Origin of the sequence: Paenibacillus gallinarum, assembly GCF_014836635.1 — a bacterium.
GTDB lineage: Bacteria > Bacillota > Bacilli > Paenibacillales > Paenibacillaceae > Paenibacillus > Paenibacillus gallinarum.
Genome location: NZ_JACSQL010000019.1, coordinates 44,503 through 61,660, shown reverse-complemented (window position 1 = coordinate 61,660; position 17,158 = coordinate 44,503). Strand labels below are relative to the sequence as shown.

Below are 17,158 nucleotides of genomic sequence, written 5' to 3'. Positions count from 1 at the left end.
TCCCCTCTGTTCAACAAGATTAAGTCCATCTTACCAGATGTCTTTTTTTTCTTGTCTACTAAAAGGGGATAATACCACTTTGAAGGTGTTTTTGTTTTGATGAAAGTGTAACCTGCCCAATTGAAGTGATTTTCCGTTAAAATAATAAGGGGTGAAACCATGAGGAACATTTCTTTTTCTTTTCTAGTATTATTCTTTTTAATAAGTGGATGTAGTAGCGGTAATTCAACCGATCAAATAAGTAAATCAATGCTCTATGATTTTAATGAACCGTTTAGATTTCCATTTGAAGTTAATGAAGTTCGTACGGAAATAGCAATTGATAATCCAGATGTACTTCAACAATATGTTTTTCATTATAAAAACAAGCAGAGCACGCATGAAATAAGATATATCTTGAGTAAGGTTATTGGTAAATCAGAGGAAATATCTAAGCAAGGCAAAGAACCTTTTGAACTTGAAAATGGGAAGCAAGCATATTACGAAGAGGATGAGACCAGCCAATCCATTTGGTGGGAAAGTGAAAATGGATTTTTGGCTCGATATGTTTATTATATCAACGGAAATTTTGATGAGTTAGGTAGTTATAAATTAGATCAGTCCGACCTAATCGACTTAGCTAATCAGGTTCAATAGTAGCCTTCAGAGATTCTAGCATTTCATTAGCTAATGAGGTGCGTTAGTTGATAAACGCAGCAGTATTTTGGAATAAATCCAGAATGCTGCTGTTTATTTTTATCCATTATAATACTGGTTTAGGATCGTATAAAAGTAGCTTTTGTTATTACCTACCTATCATTATCGCGATGAAAGTATATCCTGAGAAATTATACAAAGCGGTCCCATCATAAGTATCGGTGTTAGCGGATTTTTATTTAAATGATATAAGTTTTTGTCCCGAGTTAAGGACCATAAGCGAATCAAAAATTATATACATGCAAATGGGAGTGATTCACATTATGGTGAGTCCTATAGTAACAGGCATCGACAAATTTTAGCTGGGATTTTATAGACGAAAAGAATCATTTTTTCGGGAATATTGATGAAATGGGTGTACGCAGCGTGTTGTATATACTACGATCATACAAGGTCTTTTTTGTACATAAATACGAAATGAAATCAATTCATATCGAAAAACGGAGGAAAACACAAAATGAAATTAAGGACAATAGCAGTAACGGTTATATTAGGGGGCGTTTGTTTGCTTGGTGCAGGATGTACGGAGCAGAAACAAGGAGGGGAAACAACGCTTGGACAAGCCGTGCAAAATGGCAACGACATCATTATTCCACACAATGATCGGTTACATTTGTCCACTGACAAGAAGTGGATTGAGAAGGAAGGACATCAGTCAGACCTTATCCGGCTGCAATGGACGGCGGAGAGAGCCAAGCCGGCGATTGTCTGGCTCGACGAGGCTGGTAGGAACAAGACAGCGATTATTTCTCATGACAAGGCAAACAATCCAGAGCAGCATGACCATAAGCATATCTCGTTTGAGACGACAATGTCACCGACTGGCCAATATCCTAACCAGCTGTTCACCCGATTTGAGATTCCATTCGATACCGATATAAGCGAGATACGTACCCATTCATCCAACTTCAATGTGATGAACGGGGTCTTGCGGGTAGCAGGGGAGAAGGGTTCGAATAGAGATATCGAGTTAAGTGTATCCGGTAATGAGAATGAGACGACACCGAGATGGGTCGTTCGGGCAGATAGTTCAGAAGAATCGGGTGATAATACGGGATCCAATCTACAGTTTATCCGTTACGGTGATGATGGTGAAGTGGTTGATTCCCCGCTCAGCATACAACGTAGCAATGGTAATGTCGGGATTGGCACGAGTGATCCTGACACTAAGCTCGATATAAATGGGGACAAATTGCGTATTCGCAACAAATATACGCCTGCTTCGTCTAGTAGCGCCTGTAGCCAAGGACAGATGGCGTGGGATGATAACCATGTATATGTTTGCGTTGCCGAAAACAACTGGAAACGGACAGAACTATCGTCATGGTAATCTTTCGTTCGTAATTGAGACACGATTTAAGAAAGAGCGAGGACCTATGTGATATGATCGAAATAGTATGACTTTTCAATATGAAAAGAAAATGGGAGGATATTATGAAAAAGGGTTTGCTCCTTGTTTCGTTTATTTTATTAAGTCTGGTGACAGTAGCTTGTAACAACCATAGTAATAATAGTGCATCGAATGAAGCTGGAACACAGAATATTAAAGAAAAAGTCCATGCGTATAGTGTTGGTTCCTTTGAGGATGTAAGTGCATCTATTACATCAGAGGAACTGATTGTGACTGATCATGGTAAAAAGACGTCTTTTGACCTTCCAAAGGACGAGTTTTTTGTTTCCATTGCACCGTTTATTGAAAACACACATGAATGTGCTATCCACAGTCTAACGGGGTGCCAAGGGGAATTAGTAGAAAAAAACTTCGATGTTCTTATTCAAGATGAAGAAGGTACTGTAGTGATGGATGAGACGATTACTTCATTAGAGAATGGTTTTATTGATCTATGGCTACCGCGAGATCGGAAATATCAAGTAAAGATAGAGTATGATGGCAAAACAGCAGAATCTGAGATCGGTACTTTTAAAGATAGCAATACTTGTATTACAACGATGCAACTAACATAATATTCTATATACCACAAAGCCTGATCGTTCGGGCTTTTTTTGTTTTATAATTTGAAATATTCGCACCTAAAATAATAATCAATCGTTTAATGTTAGGAGTAAAATCATGATTGAAACGTTCGTATCCTCCCATAGTACATGTACAAAAAATTGCCGTACGGTGGTTTGCTTTTTTGCCGGTGTACTAACTTATCGTAATAATTTTGAAGCAGCTGCAAGTGAGATTGCAAAGAGATATCAAAATGTAAAAATTTTGACGATCTTTCCCTATGGGGCTGCAAACGGTATAACGAGGTTCTCTTTCATCCGTCTATTGGCAAAGCAGCTTACTCAAGTTAGCTATGACCTATCCCATGACCAGTCCAAGCGGGTAACAAGTTTATCACAAATCATTAGCGAGCATGCAGAAACTTCGGATCACGTAATCCTTATCGGGCATAGCGCTGGAGGCGTGATCGCTTATCGGACAGGCCTTTTATTGGAGAAAAAATACGGATTTCAGCAGCTTCAAGTATTTGCTGTCGGGTGTCCAAAGTTTCATTTGAGGAACATTCCATACAATAATAGGTTTACATATATCACAGGACAGAATCGGGACAGAATCACACAAATTGGCAAATGGCGTAAGCCGGGTTCTAGGATATACATAGGTAGACCAGGGCGCGAAATTCAAATGGAATTTAACCCAGCCCATCAAGGATGGAAGTTTCACGCTTCCTATTTTTTGAAATCGGACTGGACGGATTCAAATCAAGTGTTTCGTTCCAATTCAGAAAAATTAGTTTCTAAAATTCAGGAACTGGATCAGGAAACGAATTCACTGGATAGATACTCATAGAAAATGGAAGGCACATTCTGTTTATAAAAACGAGTTCAAACACTCACATGAAAGAACGACCATATCTGCTGCATCTGCATGATTTTCTTAAAAGGTTACCATAATACCAGAAGGACAAATATGGAATCTACTTAGGAAGGAGGCGAGTGCAGTTTGAAATGGCTATCGATCATGGGTCTGTTTGGACTGCTCATGGCGCAGGCAAACCCGGCAGATCTGCTGACGATAACCCAGGATGGAAACTCGCTGAGTACGATTGATCGAAGCGAGCACGCTCTTGAGGTGTTTCCACTCGTTAATATGGATACCTATGATCAGTGGGCGGATCAGCTGGATCGAATAAGTATGAAAAAGCCAGAAAACGCGCGAATAGGGCCGGACGGCCAGATTGTAGAAGGACGCATAGGACATCGCCTGGATCAGCGAAAAATGCTGATATCATTTTACGAATATTACTATGGAAAAGGAGCGGCGACGATTGAGGTTCCGTCCTATCCGCTATATCCAAAAGTAGATGCCGAAATACTTTCTTCGATTCGAACGAAAGCGATTGGGTATTACGTTACCTATTTTAATTCTAATAACGAAAATCGTTCGCATAACATCGGCTTGGCAGCCAAGTCGATTGACAGCACAGTGGTTTTTCCCGGAGAATCATTCTCATTCAACGAAGTTGTGGGCATGAGAACTGTCGACAAAGGCTATAAACGAGCGGGCGTCATTGTTAGAGGTGAACTTTCCGAGGGCGTGGGGGGCGGAATATGCCAAGTATCCTCCACTTTATACAATGCGATTGACAGAGCGGGATTACAGATCGTGAAGCGGTATTCCCACAGCCGAAACGTTCCTTACGTTTTGACTGGGCGGGATGCAACTGTCAGCTGGGGCGGGCCGGATTTTGTGTTCCACAATGCCTACAATCAGCCGATTCTGATTCGGGCTTACAGCAGCGGAGGACGAATCGCTGTTTCTGTCTATTCCTCAGAGCTTATCGAATATCGGCCCCGGCACGTACCGAGCATGTCCCATAAGATTCCAGAAGAGACCGTCGATCGACAAGAGACCTCTGTTAACGGTGAATAATAAAATCCCATAACCAAATTTTAAATATTTCGACGATTGAAATGTCACGTAAGGCAAAATATATGGGAGCAGTCTCTAAGATTAGCGGTACAATCCATAAGTATGACACCTTGAATAAAGCTTGTGTTATTGGGACTCCTTCTCTTATGATGACCTCTTCTAAATCTGTAGAATTGATTACAAATGAATACATGATTCCCATGAATAGTCGCTAATTAGCGGCTTTTTCTGTTGAATCGGTGTAAGCACTTGCACCGATTGCCGTAATGGAATGAACATGTTTCGATTATCGATAGTGAAACATTTCTTTAGTAATCCGGGAGCTATGAAATTTTTCTAAGACGAAAATTGAAATGAAGGGATAGTCCAATCTTCAAGATTGGTTAATCGTTATGTGTATTTATGTTGTGTTTGTCTGTATTGGCATGGCGGCGAGACTCCAAACTTTTTTCTGCGGATATCGAATTTTATTACGTCATTCATAACCCGATCCTACCCATTCTCCCGGTTTCTATGTTTTAATAAAATGAGCAGTATCAACAAGAAACGATGAAAGTAGGATTCTATGAAGCGACTAACAATTGGCCTGTTCGCCCATGTGGATGCAGGTAAGACAACTTTTGCGGAACAGCTGCTGTATCATACGAACAGTATCCGGTCGCGCGGGCGGGTGGATCATCAGGATGCTTTTCTGGACAACCACGACATCGAAAGGGCAAGAGGCATTACGGTGTTTGCGGATCAGGCAGTAATGGAATATAAAGGAGATACCTATTATTTGATAGACACGCCTGGACACGTCGATTTCTCCCCGGAAATGGAGCGGGCGATTCAGGTAATTGATTATGCGATCCTGATTGTAAGCGCGGTAGAAGGGGTCCAAGGCCATACGGAGACGGTCTGGCAACTGCTGCGCAAGCATCGGATTCCAACGTTCTTCTTTATCAACAAAACGGATCGGATCGGCGCAGACGTAGACAGAACTGTGGCGGATATCCGTCAGCAGTTGACGGGGGAAATATACTGCATAACTCAGAGCTTCGCTGACGGCATCATCGGTGAAGCGTTGCGAGAGGCTATGGCGGAGCGAGACGAAGCATTACTAGAAGCGTTCCTCGAGGGAAGCGAGGATCCTAGCTTTTGGATGGGGGCCTTGCAGAAGATGATAGCAGCAGGACTTCTCTTCCCCTATGCCTATGGTTCTGCGCTACAGGATACAGGTGTCATTGAATTTCTAGAACAGATGCATTTGCTGACGACATCGTCTTATGACGAGAATGCTTCATTCCAGGGGCGGGTGTATAAAATCCGGCACGATGAAAGCGGTATGAGACTCACATACATTAAAGCACTGGGCGGTAAGTTGAAGGTGAGAGAAGAGCTTGCTTACGAGAGCAATGGGGTCCAATATGACGAGAAAATCACGCGGATCTTCTTGATGAACGGTCTCAAGTCGCAGCCGATAGAACAAGTGGCAGCAGGCGATTTGTTTGCGGTTGCTGGATTGTCAGCGGCAGAGGCTGGGCAAGGCCTGGGATTGTTATCAGACAAGTTAACTTACGACTCGGAGCCGACGTTACAATCAAAGGTATTATTCGATAATTCGATACACGTACAGAAGGTCCTCGCTGCTTTTCGTACGCTGGAGGCAGAGGAACCGTCTCTGAACGTTGTCTGGGATGAGAAATTCCAAGAGATCTCTATCCGCGTCATGGGATTGATTCAACTGGAAGTGCTGGAACAGATTGTGAGGGGACGATTTGGCTTTGCAATCTCTTTTGGACAACCAGAAATCTTGTATAAGGAAACGATTCAGTCTGCTGTAAAAGGGTATGGCCACTTCGAACCGCTTCGACATTATGCAGAAGTACATCTGCTGATTGAACCGGGAGAAAGAGGTAGCGGCATCAAGTTTGATAGCAAATGTCATGTCGATGACTTGAATGTCAGCTATCAGAATTTGATTCGGGATCATCTATATGAACGGGAGCATCACGGACTGCTGACTGGTATGCCTGTTACCGACGTGAACATTACACTGCTTAGAGGACGTGCGCATAAAGAACATACCCATGGCGGCGATTTTCGTGAAGCTGTCTTTCGAGCGTTGCGGCAGGGGCTTGAGAAAGCTGATAATGTGTTGCTCGAGCCCTATTACGATTTCAAAATCAAGGTCGCTATTGATGAATTGGGCAGGGTACTGTCCGATATTCAACGTGCTTCAGGTATTTTTGATCCGCCGCAGACGAACGAAACGCAAGCGGTGGTTACAGGCAGGGTGCCCGTGTCGACTTTCATGAACTACAGTGCAGAATTTGCATCCTTTACACATGGACGAGGCAGTATGCGCTGCGTGTTCAGCGGTTACGATCGATGCCATAATACAGAAGAAGTCATTGAGCAGATAGGTTACCGCAAAGAGGCGGATCCACTGTATACTTCTTCCTCCATCTTTTGTGCTAAGGGGGCGGGTTACTCCGTACCATGGGATGAGGCCGAAGCCAAGATGCATCTTGAATTAGAACCTTGAGTTATCTATTAGGAAAACTAATAGGATACTAAGCAACTATGAAATTATCGTGAATCGTTAATCTGATAATGCGAGTATCTTTATCTATTGAGGAGATTCCTTTGGAAATACTTGATTTTTTCAGAATTCCTATAAAATTGTGTATAGCTATTGATGAAAGTACGAAAGAAGCCATGATTATTTATTCTTCTAGTTAGAAAATAATCTGAACAATTGAACTTTAGTAGAACAAATAGGCCTGTCGGTTTGGCAGCCTATTTGTTTTGATATATTTTCAAGATAGCTAGCAAAGACAATTAACACTTTTCTATTAACTATTAAATATAATGACAAGGATCGTTAAAAGGTTTCGCGAATAAAATACATGTGCGATTATATGCAAAACTCGTGAGTTTGAAGTTATCAAAAATCAATGCAAGTACAGTTTCAATGGGGAGGCTTGAGATGAGAAAAGTTCCAATAGTATTAATATTTCTATTAATACTTATTACTGGATGTATGAATGCACAAGAAGATAATATAACTGTTAACGTAATTGGTAACCCTGATGCTAATGAGATATTAAGTCTTGATTCAGATGCGAATATTTTTATGTTTAGAGACTTGATATATAAAACCGGTATTGATTGGGTTGATGAATTGGTACTAACGCCCAATGAAGAGATTGGAGAAATAAAAAACCAAACTTCAATTGCAGAAGATTTTGTGAATGGAACCTCAAATGTTCTACCAGTAGGGACCAAAATTTACTCAAGTAAAGAACAAAAAGATATTTTATTGGTTGAGATCGATGGAGCAATACTTAAGTATTATGCTTTAGTTGAAGGGTGATATTTTACTGAAACGTCAGACTGTAAACGGGCACTTCCGCTTTAAAATCCGTAACCGCTGTTGAATGGATGTACCCGCGCTATCTTGCGACCACTTTCCATAATGAGGAACTGAACTTTCCGAAATAACGTCGGGGGAACAGGAACTGGGTCCCGTTATCTTATAGCAAACTATTATTTGCTATAGTAGGAGATTTATTGTGAGGTCAGATATAATAAACCTGCTGTATAAACGAAATATTGTGCTGGAATGACTGGCCACATTACCATAAGAAACGTCAAAAATGAGTAAGAAGCCGTAACCCTAATTACAGGGCTACGGCTTCTTATTCATTAAGCTAGTCTGAATTTAAAATCCTGATAACCGAACTCGCGCACGATCCGGCAATCCCCATCTTTGTCCTGCACGGCGATTGCAGGCAGTGGCATTCCGTTGAAAGTGTTCGTTTTTACCATAGAGTAGATCGCCATGTCCTCGAATACCAATCGGTCACCATTCTTCAGGGGTTGATCAAAGGAATAATCTCCAATGACATCGCCCGTAAGGCAGGTAGGACCGCCAAGCCGATAGGTGAATGACTTCTCCCCAGCTTCTCCGGAACCGACAAGCGGCGGACGGTATGGCATTTCCAAAACATCCGGCATATGACAAGTTGCTGACGTGTCCACGATTGCAATCTCAATGCCGTTCTTATGGATATCCAGTACCGAGGTGACCATATAGCCTGCATTCAGTGCAATGGCTTCTCCAGGTTCAAGGTAGACTTCCAAGCCGTATTTATTCTGCATCCGCGAAATACAGGCTTCGAGTCTTGGGATATCATAGTCATCTCTGGTGATATGATGACCGCCACCAAAATTGATCCATTCCATTTGTGGCAACCATGACCCGAATTTTTCTTCGACTGCATTTAGCGTGGTCTCCAAGTCGTCCGAGTTCTGTTGGCAAAGGGTGTGGAAGTGCAGTCCCGTAACGCCTTCAAGCATTTCAGGGAGGAAATCCTCCCGTTTGACTCCGAATCTAGACCCCGGTGAGCAAGGATCATAGATTTCATGTCCTAACTGTGTTGAACATTCCGGGTTGATACGGATACCAATCTTTTTGCCGGCGGCAATGGCTTTTCCTTTATACTTTTCCAGCTGGGAGAAGGAATTAAAGATGATATGGTCGCAAATAGACACAATCTGATCTATTTCATCTTCACGATAGGCAGGGGCAAAAACATGAGTTTCTTTGCCCATCTCTTCATGACCCAGCCGTGCTTCGAATAAACCGCTCGCCGTTGTCCCGCTTAAGTATTTTCCGATGAGGGGATACATAGCGGTCATGGAAAAAGCTTTTTGCGCCAGCACAATCTTGGCTCCTGTACGCTGCATAACGCCGTTCAAAATCTTCAGGTTTTTTTCAATGAGTGCTTCATCGACTACGAAACAGGGTGTCGGTAATTCCTCGAACCTCATATTAGCGAACGCGCTCCGACTCTTTAGCTTCCTCAGGCAATGCGTCAACAAGCACTGGATTGAAGTCTTCTACCCATGGAAGGCCCCATTTGTTCAGTTCTTCCATGAATGGATCTGGATCGAACTCCTCAATATTAAATACACCTGGTTTATTCCATTTGCCGGTCATAACCATTGCCGCGCCGATCATAGCAGGTACGCCCGTTGTATAGGAGACAGCTTGGGAGCCCACTTCTTTATAGCACTCTTGATGGTCGCACACATTGTAAACATAGTAAGTCTTGTCTTGGCCGTCTTTTTTCCCTTTGAAGATACAGCCGATGTTCGTTTTACCTACCGTGCGAGGGCCGAGGGAAGCAGGGTCCGGAAGCACAGCCTTCAGGAATTGAAGCGGAATGATTTGTTTTCCTTCGAATTCGATTGGTTCGATGGAGGTCATTCCTACGTTTTCAAGTGCTTTTAAGTGCATGAGATAGCTTTGACCGAAAGTCATGAAGAAGCGGATGCGTTTCAGTCCAGGCATGTTTTGCGCAAGGGATTCAAGTTCTTCATGATACAGAAGGTACATGTCCTTTTGGCCGACTTCAGCAAAGTTATATTCGCGTTTGATTTCCATTGGTTTCGTTTCGATCCATTGCCCATTTTCCCAGTAACGTCCATTAGCGGACACTTCGCGGATGTTGATTTCCGGATTAAAGTTGGTTGCGAAAGGATAGCCATGATCCCCGCCGTTGCAATCCAGGATGTCGATATATTCGATTTCGTCAAAATAGTGTTTCAGTGCATAGGCGGAAAACACGCCTGTTACGCCGGGGTCAAATCCGCTTCCCAAAAGAGCTGTAATTCCTGCTTTTTCAAAACGTTCGCGATAATCCCATTGCCATTTGTATTCAAATTTCGCCGTATCTTCCGGCTCATAGTTAGCTGTATCCATATAATGCGTTTTAGTGGCCAAACAAGCATCCATGATCGTCAAATCTTGGTAAGGCAAAGCCAGGTTCATGACGATATCCGGTTTAACTTCGTTAATTAGAGCGATTAACTCGTCTACGTTGTTGGCATCCACCTGTGCAGTAGTAATTTTAGTGTTACCGCCGTCCAATTTTGCTTTCAGCTCATCGCATTTGGACTTCGTACGGCTTGCAATACAAATCTCTTCGAATACCTCGCTGTTTTGAACGCATTTATGAATTGCTACTGAAGCTACGCCGCCGGCGCCAATGATTAGTGCTTTTCCCATTTTCCAATCTCCTATTCAAATTAAATTTTATGTAAAACGGCAACAAAAAAAGCAAGCGAAACACGCACTATGCGCATCACACTTGCTTCAATATATAGTCAAATAATAAGAAAAGTCCCAATAAACATGACTGGACAAACCTCTAGCGTGTTCATCAGCCAATCATAAAACAAATCGTCTCATGGAAAGGATCTTAATATTCAACTATACAATGTTAGGATCAGAGTCTATATAGCAAATAATTACTTTTACCACTCTTATTGACCGTTTCACAAGTTGTGTGCATAATGCACTGGTTGTAAAGTAACCAACTTATAAAATTCGAGCTTTTAACTCAATCAATAAGGCAACAAAGTTGCCAATCGGCATTTGACCCGGCTGTCCGTATGGCCTTGACTTCCATTAAAGAAAGTGGTCAAAGATTATCTGCTTGGAAAGATCCTAAATAGGAGTTGAATATCTGCTTTCCAAAAATAATGCTTCTTCATAGTAGCAGGCTTGAAGTTATAGCGCAAGAAAAATTTTCAAAAAAGATAGAAAGGTTGAAATTACTGTAGATTTTGTAGACGAAAATGGTTGGTCAGATACAGTTTTAATAAAGATCAGGTGAATCAATTCATAATACCTTTAGCTGATTTAACAGAATTATGCGGGTAACCGAAATCAACCTCAACTATGTCAGCTAACAAGGTGAATAATGTATTTTTTATTGACGACTTCTTTATTAAGTAGTAGTATTTTACCAATTTAGCTTATTGTGAGGGGAGGATACATATGCCTAATATTCAGGCAATTCTTCTGGACTTAGATGGAACCTTGCTTGGTAATGATAAAACGATATCTCCAAGGAATTATCAGGCTGTCAAAAGATGTTATGATTCTGGAATTCATATTATTATTGCCACGGCGCGGCCGCCTAGAGCGGCTAATCATTTTTTAAAAGAATTCCCTTTTGTAGACTACATGGTTTATTACAACGGTGCATTAGTTACATGTAAATCGAAGCAGAATGAGCAGCATATTAGTATCCCTATGGAGATTAGCCAACAAATCAATAAATTCATCGAGTTACGGGCACCTCAATCAATAATCTCATATGAAGTTAACGATTCATGGTATACATATAGTCCAGTTCCCGACTCCGAGTGCGCTCAATTGGGTATCCGTATGAATGACCCCAAGCCCCAAGTTATGGATAAAGAATATATAAGTTCGCTATCCCCTACCAAAATATTGGTCCTAGGTTGCAATGCATGGAATGAAATATGTGAACAATTCGGTGACCATGTGAACGTAATCGCAACCGATGAAGGTGTATTGGTCCAAATCATGCATAAGTCAGCCTCAAAGGAACATGGGGTACAATGGGTGTTAAATGATATCGGTGTAAATTCTGAAAATGTAATGGTATTTGGGGATGACTTTAACGATTTAGGCCTATTTCATATGTCCGGATTTCCGATCGCAATGGAGAATGCAATCATTGAACTTAAAAATTGTGCAGCCCACGTAACCGAATCAAATATTAACGATGGTGTCGCTGTTGCAATTGAAAGGTTTGTGTTACGTGACTGAATGTTTAATAGCAAAAGTGAAACATCTAGATACCCATAAATTAATGCAGTTAGTTGACGAGAGTAAGAGTGAAGGTTTTTTTCACCTCGAACGGTTGGTGACCGACTACGGTACTGGAACAAATACATTCGATAAGAACGGGGAAGCCCTCTTTCTCGTTCTTAAAAACAGTGAAATTGTCGGGGTCTGCGGATTGAATCAAGACCCCTTTTCAGATAGTAAAAAAGTTGGTCGTGTTCGTCGGCTATATGTCTCACCAAGTGTTAATTCACAAAATGAAACCCATTTTCTAGAGTTAAGCTAACAGGCAAAGGGGACTTAACAAGTATTGATATTAACAAAGATATTTGCGAAATTTTCGCTTACAGACAGCAACGAGAAGGCCATCCTAATCCATCTAAAGTGTTATGTAAAAGTATTTTCGATAATGAAATAACGAATGAAAAGTTTGATATTGTAACCTTAATTGGCTCTGCAATCAAAGAACCTGGAGATTTTGAAAGATGCTTAGATTCGTGTTTTGATTTACTGAATACCGGTGGATTTCTTATGTTTATGGCTAACTTAAAATACTCGTTGTTAGAAAGGTTAGAAGAATATCTAACATCAAAAAATTGTCAGTTAGAACAAAAGAATTTTTTTGAAACTTATCCTGAATACGCTTTCTTCATTTGTGAAATCAAAAAATAATTCAACACGCGGGTAGATTTGCTCTTTGCTCAATAGTTAAGCCATTATTCTTTTCTACCAAGGATATAGAAAATCAACTAATGGTTTAGTTGTAAAGTATACTTCCATACCATTAAATAGCAGTGTAGTTATAATTAAACTATAAATTCATGGAGGTGTTATAAATCATAGAAGCGAATGCTAGTCATTTTGGAGGAAGAATCAGTCAGCTTCGTCACAGCAAAAGTATGACACAAGAACAATTAGGGCTATTACTAAATGTTTCTGCACAAGCAGTGTCTAAATGGGAAAAAGGCGACTCCTTACCCGACATTTCTCTTATAACGGAGTTGGCGACTGTCTTTGATTGCACAACCGACTTTTTGCTTGGAAAAACTAGCAATTTGCAAGCCATGCTGCCTCAAATTCGAACGGAACTTCGGACGATGTCACAAGAACAAAAAATCAATTTTCTGGGCGAGGTGATTGCTGCCACATCTTTCAATGTACAGACACCCGCATCAGATTCATCACTGACTCAAATTCAGCTAGGTCCATCTGGATTAGGCCTGTGGGCAAAAGATAGATTAGTTTGTATCGCTACCTCGCTTTTTTTAAACGAAGCCACTGAAGCAATGAATGAATTAGTTGAGTTTCCAATGAACATCTTACCTCCGGATATTATAACCGTGCTATATGAGTTATTGCTTAATAATGAAAACTTACAGCCTGACTTCACTCCAGTAGAGGAGTCGATACTTCGCTCACGTCTACCCGCTGACATGAATTTTGATAAAGTAATCATAGATTGCATTGAACTCGGCTTTGTGGATAGGGTTCGAGGTGGGTACAGGCTTAATGTTAAAGGTGATATTGCCACTCGGTTGTTCTCAATCGTTCATAGGGTGGTAAGTAGACCTAGTTCGTTTTCCTTTGATTTTTCGTAAAATCTACCTTGATTTGAAACAAATAAGCAGCCGATCAACAGACCGGTTGCTTTTTCTTTTAAGTTAACATGCAGGACTTATCAATAATGTGCAGAAAAATAAACCCATTAGTATTTCATTCATAACATACGAGGTGCGATTTGAACTTAGTACATACGATCATAGATAGATTTAACCTTAGTGTTTTAAGTATAGACAATGTTCCTGAGTCTTTTAGTTCACAAGTATACAAGCTGAATCTTACTAATGGAGAAACGGTATATGCGAAGGTACCCTATAACAGGGATAAACTATATCGCGAATATCGTATGCTAGAAATGTTGAGAGAGGTAATACCGGTTCCAAAAGTGTTAGATTTCTGGAGTGCGGATGACTTCATTTCGGGTGCCTTACTTTTATCGGAGATGAAAGGCATACCGTGTACAGGAGCTATTAACGATGAATTAGCATTCCAAATGGGAGTATTACATGCAAAGCTGCATGAAACTAAAATGCCTGGATATGGTGCTCAAGGATCCGACGGTTTTCAATTTTCCAATCAGAACAATTGGAGACTTTATATAAAAAATAATTTTGAAAAGTATAAAGAACCTGCTAAGGAAGTTCTTGAGAAACAGCTTTTCGAAAAATGTATAGATCACTTTGAGAGTGCCTTTTCCCATTTACCGCAACCTGATGGCCCCTGTGTAGTACATATGGATTTTAGACCAGGTAATATATTAATAAATAATAATGACGTTGTTGGAATTATTGATTTTGAAAGTGCTCGGGGTGGATCATCTGAAATCGACTTCACCAAAATTAATCGATATGTTTGGGAAGTGAATCCCCAAAGTAAAACTTCCTACACAGAGGGGTATTCCACAATTCGTCCTATGATCAATTTGGAAACGCTACTACCTTTTTATACTTTTTACGATGCTTTTAGTGCTGTTGTCTGGTGTAAAAATAGAGGGATTGATAAAAACAGAGCGTTCTTCATGGAAAGTATTTCTGTATTGCAAAAATCCGTAGGTTGTTGATCTAGCAGACAGAACAGCTTATCCGTAGGTAAAAGTATATTTAGATAACAACAGCCGTTTCTCAGTATTCAACTGGGAACGGTTATTTAATTTCCTATGAAAAAACCCCTCTGTTCAACAAGGTTACATCCAGCTTACCCGATGTCTAATTTCTCTTGTTTACTAGAAGGGGAATAGCAAATAACGGCTCGAGCTAAGAGAAGTCTCGGTGCACTAACATTTTGCTATAAATAATTTCTATTGTTTGATTTTGTGATGCCTTATTTTCTGTCGTTTGACCGTATCACGAATGAACGGGTTACACATGAAAAAGAATGTAGAGAAGCTGAAGTGTCCTTGTTAACTGATCTTCGATTGTTTAGCGACAACTCTTCTCTTGAGATCTTCGTTAATGACGGAGACCTCGTATTTTCACTTCTGTATTTCACTGAGGAAGCAAACGTACGGGTTAGTTATGCCGGATTGAAACCGGATGGAATATGTTGAATCCGATTTCACCTGGAAATGTGGCTCAAGCTGGTGCCGTTCTTGCGGTAGCCATGAAAGCCAAATCTCAGAAGCTCAAGCAAGTGGCTTATCCATCCAGTTTTTCTGCAGCACTCGGAATTACGGAACCTGCCGTTTTCGGAGTAACGCTTCCGCTGGTAAGACCTTTTATTATGTCCATGATTGGCGGAGGAGTCGGGGGATTTTTGGCCTCCATTCTACATCTTAAAGCAACAGGTATGGCTCTTACAGGCATTCCAGGCATGCTGCTTTATCTGAACAACCAGTTACCACTTTACATTCTTGTTAATCTAGTTGCTTTCTCTGTTGCTTTTGTATTGACTTACACGATTGGATTTCGAGAAGTCGAGAAGAAGTAGTCGGAACAAGACACATTTCTAAGTGGAGAAAAATCAGTTGTGTTAAGCGCAACCACCTATATACAGTTCTTATCAAAAAAATGATTATATAAGAAGTTTACCTGGAATTTATATGGGATTTTTAGGTAAACTTTAAAGAATAATAGCTGGAAGGGGCGATGAATCCATGTTAAACAAGGTGGTTATCATCTAAGTCCACAGAAAGCTTCTCTCATTTTTTGGGGTTTCTTCTGTGGTAATTTCAGTGTGGGGCGTCGTTGCAAAAATTTTGACTGGAGGAGATCGTATAAATCATAACGAGGTTGTTAAGATCAGTGATGAATATTTACTTCCATTAGCGTCAGAGTTATTCGGATTAGAAGGTTATCATATCCAGCTTATTCCGGCACATAAAGGTGGGCGGAATGTTGTATACTCCTGTGAAAAAGAGGGGATCGACTCAAAAATACTCAGGATCGGATTCTTACCTGACAGGAGCCGGGAAGATTTTCTGGGAGAGGTTCACTATATCAGGTATTTATTCGAGCACGGAGGAAGTGTCTCGGATGTAGTTAGCTCTAAGAAGGGGAATTTGCTGGAAGAGGTCACTCATAATAATCACGTCTTTTTTGTATGCCTGTTTAATAAGGCGAAAGGGAAAATGCTAGTAGAAAATAATTATCAGTACCGGGAAGGTGCTCCGATTAGTGAGTATTACTATAATTGCGGTAAAGTCCTGGGGAAACTGCACCAAATATCGAAAGGATATACTCCTGTCCATCGCCGGTATAGTTTTTTTGATAAATACAATGCCCAATATATCGATAAACTGATTCCTGAATCCTTCCCTTTGCTTAAGGAGAAACTGGTAGAGCTCCTTAATACCTTACATGGATTGGAAAGGAACCAAGAGACTTTCGGTATGAACCATTTTGACTATAACGATGGGAATTATTCGATAGATTTTGATACCGGGCAAATAACGGTATATGATTTTGATAATTCATGTTATTGTTGGTATATGTTTGATCTGGCGGGTCTCTGGATCAGTGGGGTAGGCTGGATACAATTTGAACCAGACGTCGGTAAACGTAAAACGTTTATGGATGATTATTTTGAAACAGTCCTCGCAGGATACAGATCTGAGACCAAGATCGAAGATTCGATGTTGGATAAGTTGCCCTTATTTATTCAGGTAAGCATTATGGAAAATATTATTGATACATTCGAAGTAATGCATCACAATGGTGAGGAAACGACATGTGACGAAGAACTATCATATCTCATAAAATGTTTGGAAGACGATATCCCGTATAAGGGGTTTTTTCATGAACTATACTCATGTGAAGAACCCTTTGAGTATGAAGAACGATTAATAACTTTGGGTGACAATACAAAATCCAGTAATCAGTAAAGATAGTAAACATGAGCAGCCGGCAATCGATCGGTTGCTTTTT

The 17,158-nt window shown here is 40.7% G+C and carries 16 protein-coding genes and 1 pseudogene; 15 read left to right on the top strand and 2 right to left on the bottom strand.

The features are described from left to right. Positions 1–159 precede the first annotated feature (159 nt). The 7 genes from H9647_RS23720 to H9647_RS23690 all read left to right on the top strand — a co-directional run bounded on the left by H9647_RS23720 (position 160) and on the right by H9647_RS23690 (position 7,943). Positions 160–636, top strand: a complete 477-nt coding sequence (locus H9647_RS23720) for a hypothetical protein (protein ID WP_191804688.1) — start codon at positions 160–162, stop codon at positions 634–636. Positions 637–1,153: 517 nt separating this feature from the next. Continuing rightward, entirely contained in the window at positions 1,154–2,026 is an 873-nt protein-coding gene (locus H9647_RS23715) for a hypothetical protein (protein WP_191804686.1), read from the top strand. A gap of 104 nt (positions 2,027–2,130) precedes the next feature. Then, positions 2,131–2,661, top strand: a complete 531-nt coding sequence (locus H9647_RS23710) for a CueP family metal-binding protein (protein ID WP_191804684.1) — start codon at positions 2,131–2,133, stop codon at positions 2,659–2,661. Positions 2,662–2,767: 106 nt separating this feature from the next. Further along, a complete protein-coding gene (locus tag H9647_RS23705; protein ID WP_191804683.1) occupies positions 2,768–3,499 on the top strand; it encodes a thioesterase domain-containing protein in 732 nt (243 codons plus the stop codon). 153 nt (positions 3,500–3,652) lie between these two features. Further along, the gene (locus H9647_RS23700) at positions 3,653–4,582 is read left to right on the top strand and encodes a VanW family protein (protein ID WP_191804681.1); all 930 of its coding nucleotides are present in this window, start codon (positions 3,653–3,655) and stop codon (positions 4,580–4,582) included. 565 nt (positions 4,583–5,147) lie between these two features. After that, a complete protein-coding gene (locus H9647_RS23695; protein WP_191804679.1) occupies positions 5,148–7,112 on the top strand; it encodes an elongation factor G in 1,965 nt (654 codons plus the stop codon). Between the two features lie 444 nt (positions 7,113–7,556). Next, positions 7,557–7,943, top strand: a complete 387-nt coding sequence (locus tag H9647_RS23690) for a hypothetical protein (protein ID WP_225229537.1) — start codon at positions 7,557–7,559, stop codon at positions 7,941–7,943. Positions 7,944–8,275: 332 nt separating this feature from the next. Here H9647_RS23690 and nspC read toward each other — a convergent pair whose 3' ends face one another. Both nspC and H9647_RS23680 read right to left on the bottom strand, forming a co-directional pair. Further along, positions 8,276–9,403, bottom strand: a complete 1,128-nt coding sequence (nspC, locus tag H9647_RS23685) for a carboxynorspermidine decarboxylase (protein ID WP_191804677.1) — start codon at positions 9,401–9,403, stop codon at positions 8,276–8,278. Between the two features lies 1 nt (position 9,404). Beyond that, positions 9,405–10,643 (bottom strand): saccharopine dehydrogenase family protein, encoded by a 1,239-nt coding sequence (locus H9647_RS23680; protein ID WP_191804675.1) that lies wholly within the window; start codon positions 10,641–10,643, stop codon positions 9,405–9,407. Between the two features lie 774 nt (positions 10,644–11,417). Between H9647_RS23680 and H9647_RS23675 the strand changes: the two genes are divergently transcribed. The 8 genes and pseudogenes from H9647_RS23675 (at position 11,418) to H9647_RS23640 (ending at position 17,115) form a co-directional block, all read left to right on the top strand. Next, a complete protein-coding gene (locus tag H9647_RS23675; protein WP_191804673.1) occupies positions 11,418–12,218 on the top strand; it encodes a Cof-type HAD-IIB family hydrolase in 801 nt (266 codons plus the stop codon). Positions 12,219–12,234: 16 nt separating this feature from the next. Next, positions 12,235–12,522, top strand: coding sequence for a GNAT family N-acetyltransferase (locus tag H9647_RS23670; protein ID WP_191804671.1), 288 nt, complete (start codon positions 12,235–12,237; stop codon positions 12,520–12,522). A gap of 14 nt (positions 12,523–12,536) precedes the next feature. After that, positions 12,537–12,908: pseudogene (locus H9647_RS23665) on the top strand (class I SAM-dependent methyltransferase); the annotation flags it as partial. Between the two features lie 164 nt (positions 12,909–13,072). Then, entirely contained in the window at positions 13,073–13,834 is a 762-nt protein-coding gene (locus H9647_RS23660; RefSeq protein WP_318245366.1) for a helix-turn-helix domain-containing protein, read from the top strand. A gap of 140 nt (positions 13,835–13,974) precedes the next feature. Then, complete coding sequence (locus H9647_RS23655) at positions 13,975–14,856, top strand: aminoglycoside phosphotransferase family protein (RefSeq protein WP_191804669.1); 882 nt, start codon at positions 13,975–13,977, stop codon at positions 14,854–14,856. Between the two features lie 240 nt (positions 14,857–15,096). After that, on the top strand, positions 15,097–15,342 hold the full coding sequence (locus H9647_RS23650; protein WP_318245365.1) for a GH32 C-terminal domain-containing protein: 246 nt from the start codon (positions 15,097–15,099) through the stop codon (positions 15,340–15,342). Then, a complete protein-coding gene (locus H9647_RS23645; RefSeq protein WP_191804667.1) occupies positions 15,336–15,722 on the top strand; it encodes a PTS transporter subunit EIIC in 387 nt (128 codons plus the stop codon). Before H9647_RS23650 ends, H9647_RS23645 begins: the two co-directional genes overlap by 7 nt. A gap of 232 nt (positions 15,723–15,954) precedes the next feature. Continuing rightward, entirely contained in the window at positions 15,955–17,115 is a 1,161-nt protein-coding gene (locus tag H9647_RS23640; RefSeq protein WP_318245364.1) for a phosphotransferase enzyme family protein, read from the top strand. Positions 17,116–17,158: the final 43 nt, after the last annotated feature.

Coding starts and splice junctions, on each gene's coding strand:
- H9647_RS23720 (WP_191804688.1), top strand. CDS start 160: ATGAGGAACATTTCTTTTTCTTTTCTAGTATTATTCTTTTTAATAAGT.
- H9647_RS23715 (WP_191804686.1), top strand. CDS start 1,154: ATGAAATTAAGGACAATAGCAGTAACGGTTATATTAGGGGGCGTTTGT.
- H9647_RS23710 (WP_191804684.1), top strand. CDS start 2,131: ATGAAAAAGGGTTTGCTCCTTGTTTCGTTTATTTTATTAAGTCTGGTG.
- H9647_RS23705 (WP_191804683.1), top strand. CDS start 2,768: ATGATTGAAACGTTCGTATCCTCCCATAGTACATGTACAAAAAATTGC.
- H9647_RS23695 (WP_191804679.1), top strand. CDS start 5,148: ATGAAGCGACTAACAATTGGCCTGTTCGCCCATGTGGATGCAGGTAAG.
- H9647_RS23690 (WP_225229537.1), top strand. CDS start 7,557: ATGAGAAAAGTTCCAATAGTATTAATATTTCTATTAATACTTATTACT.
- nspC (WP_191804677.1), bottom strand. CDS start 9,403: ATGAGGTTCGAGGAATTACCGACACCCTGTTTCGTAGTCGATGAAGCA.
- H9647_RS23680 (WP_191804675.1), bottom strand. CDS start 10,643: ATGGGAAAAGCACTAATCATTGGCGCCGGCGGCGTAGCTTCAGTAGCA.
- H9647_RS23675 (WP_191804673.1), top strand. CDS start 11,418: ATGCCTAATATTCAGGCAATTCTTCTGGACTTAGATGGAACCTTGCTT.
- H9647_RS23645 (WP_191804667.1), top strand. CDS start 15,336: ATGTTGAATCCGATTTCACCTGGAAATGTGGCTCAAGCTGGTGCCGTT.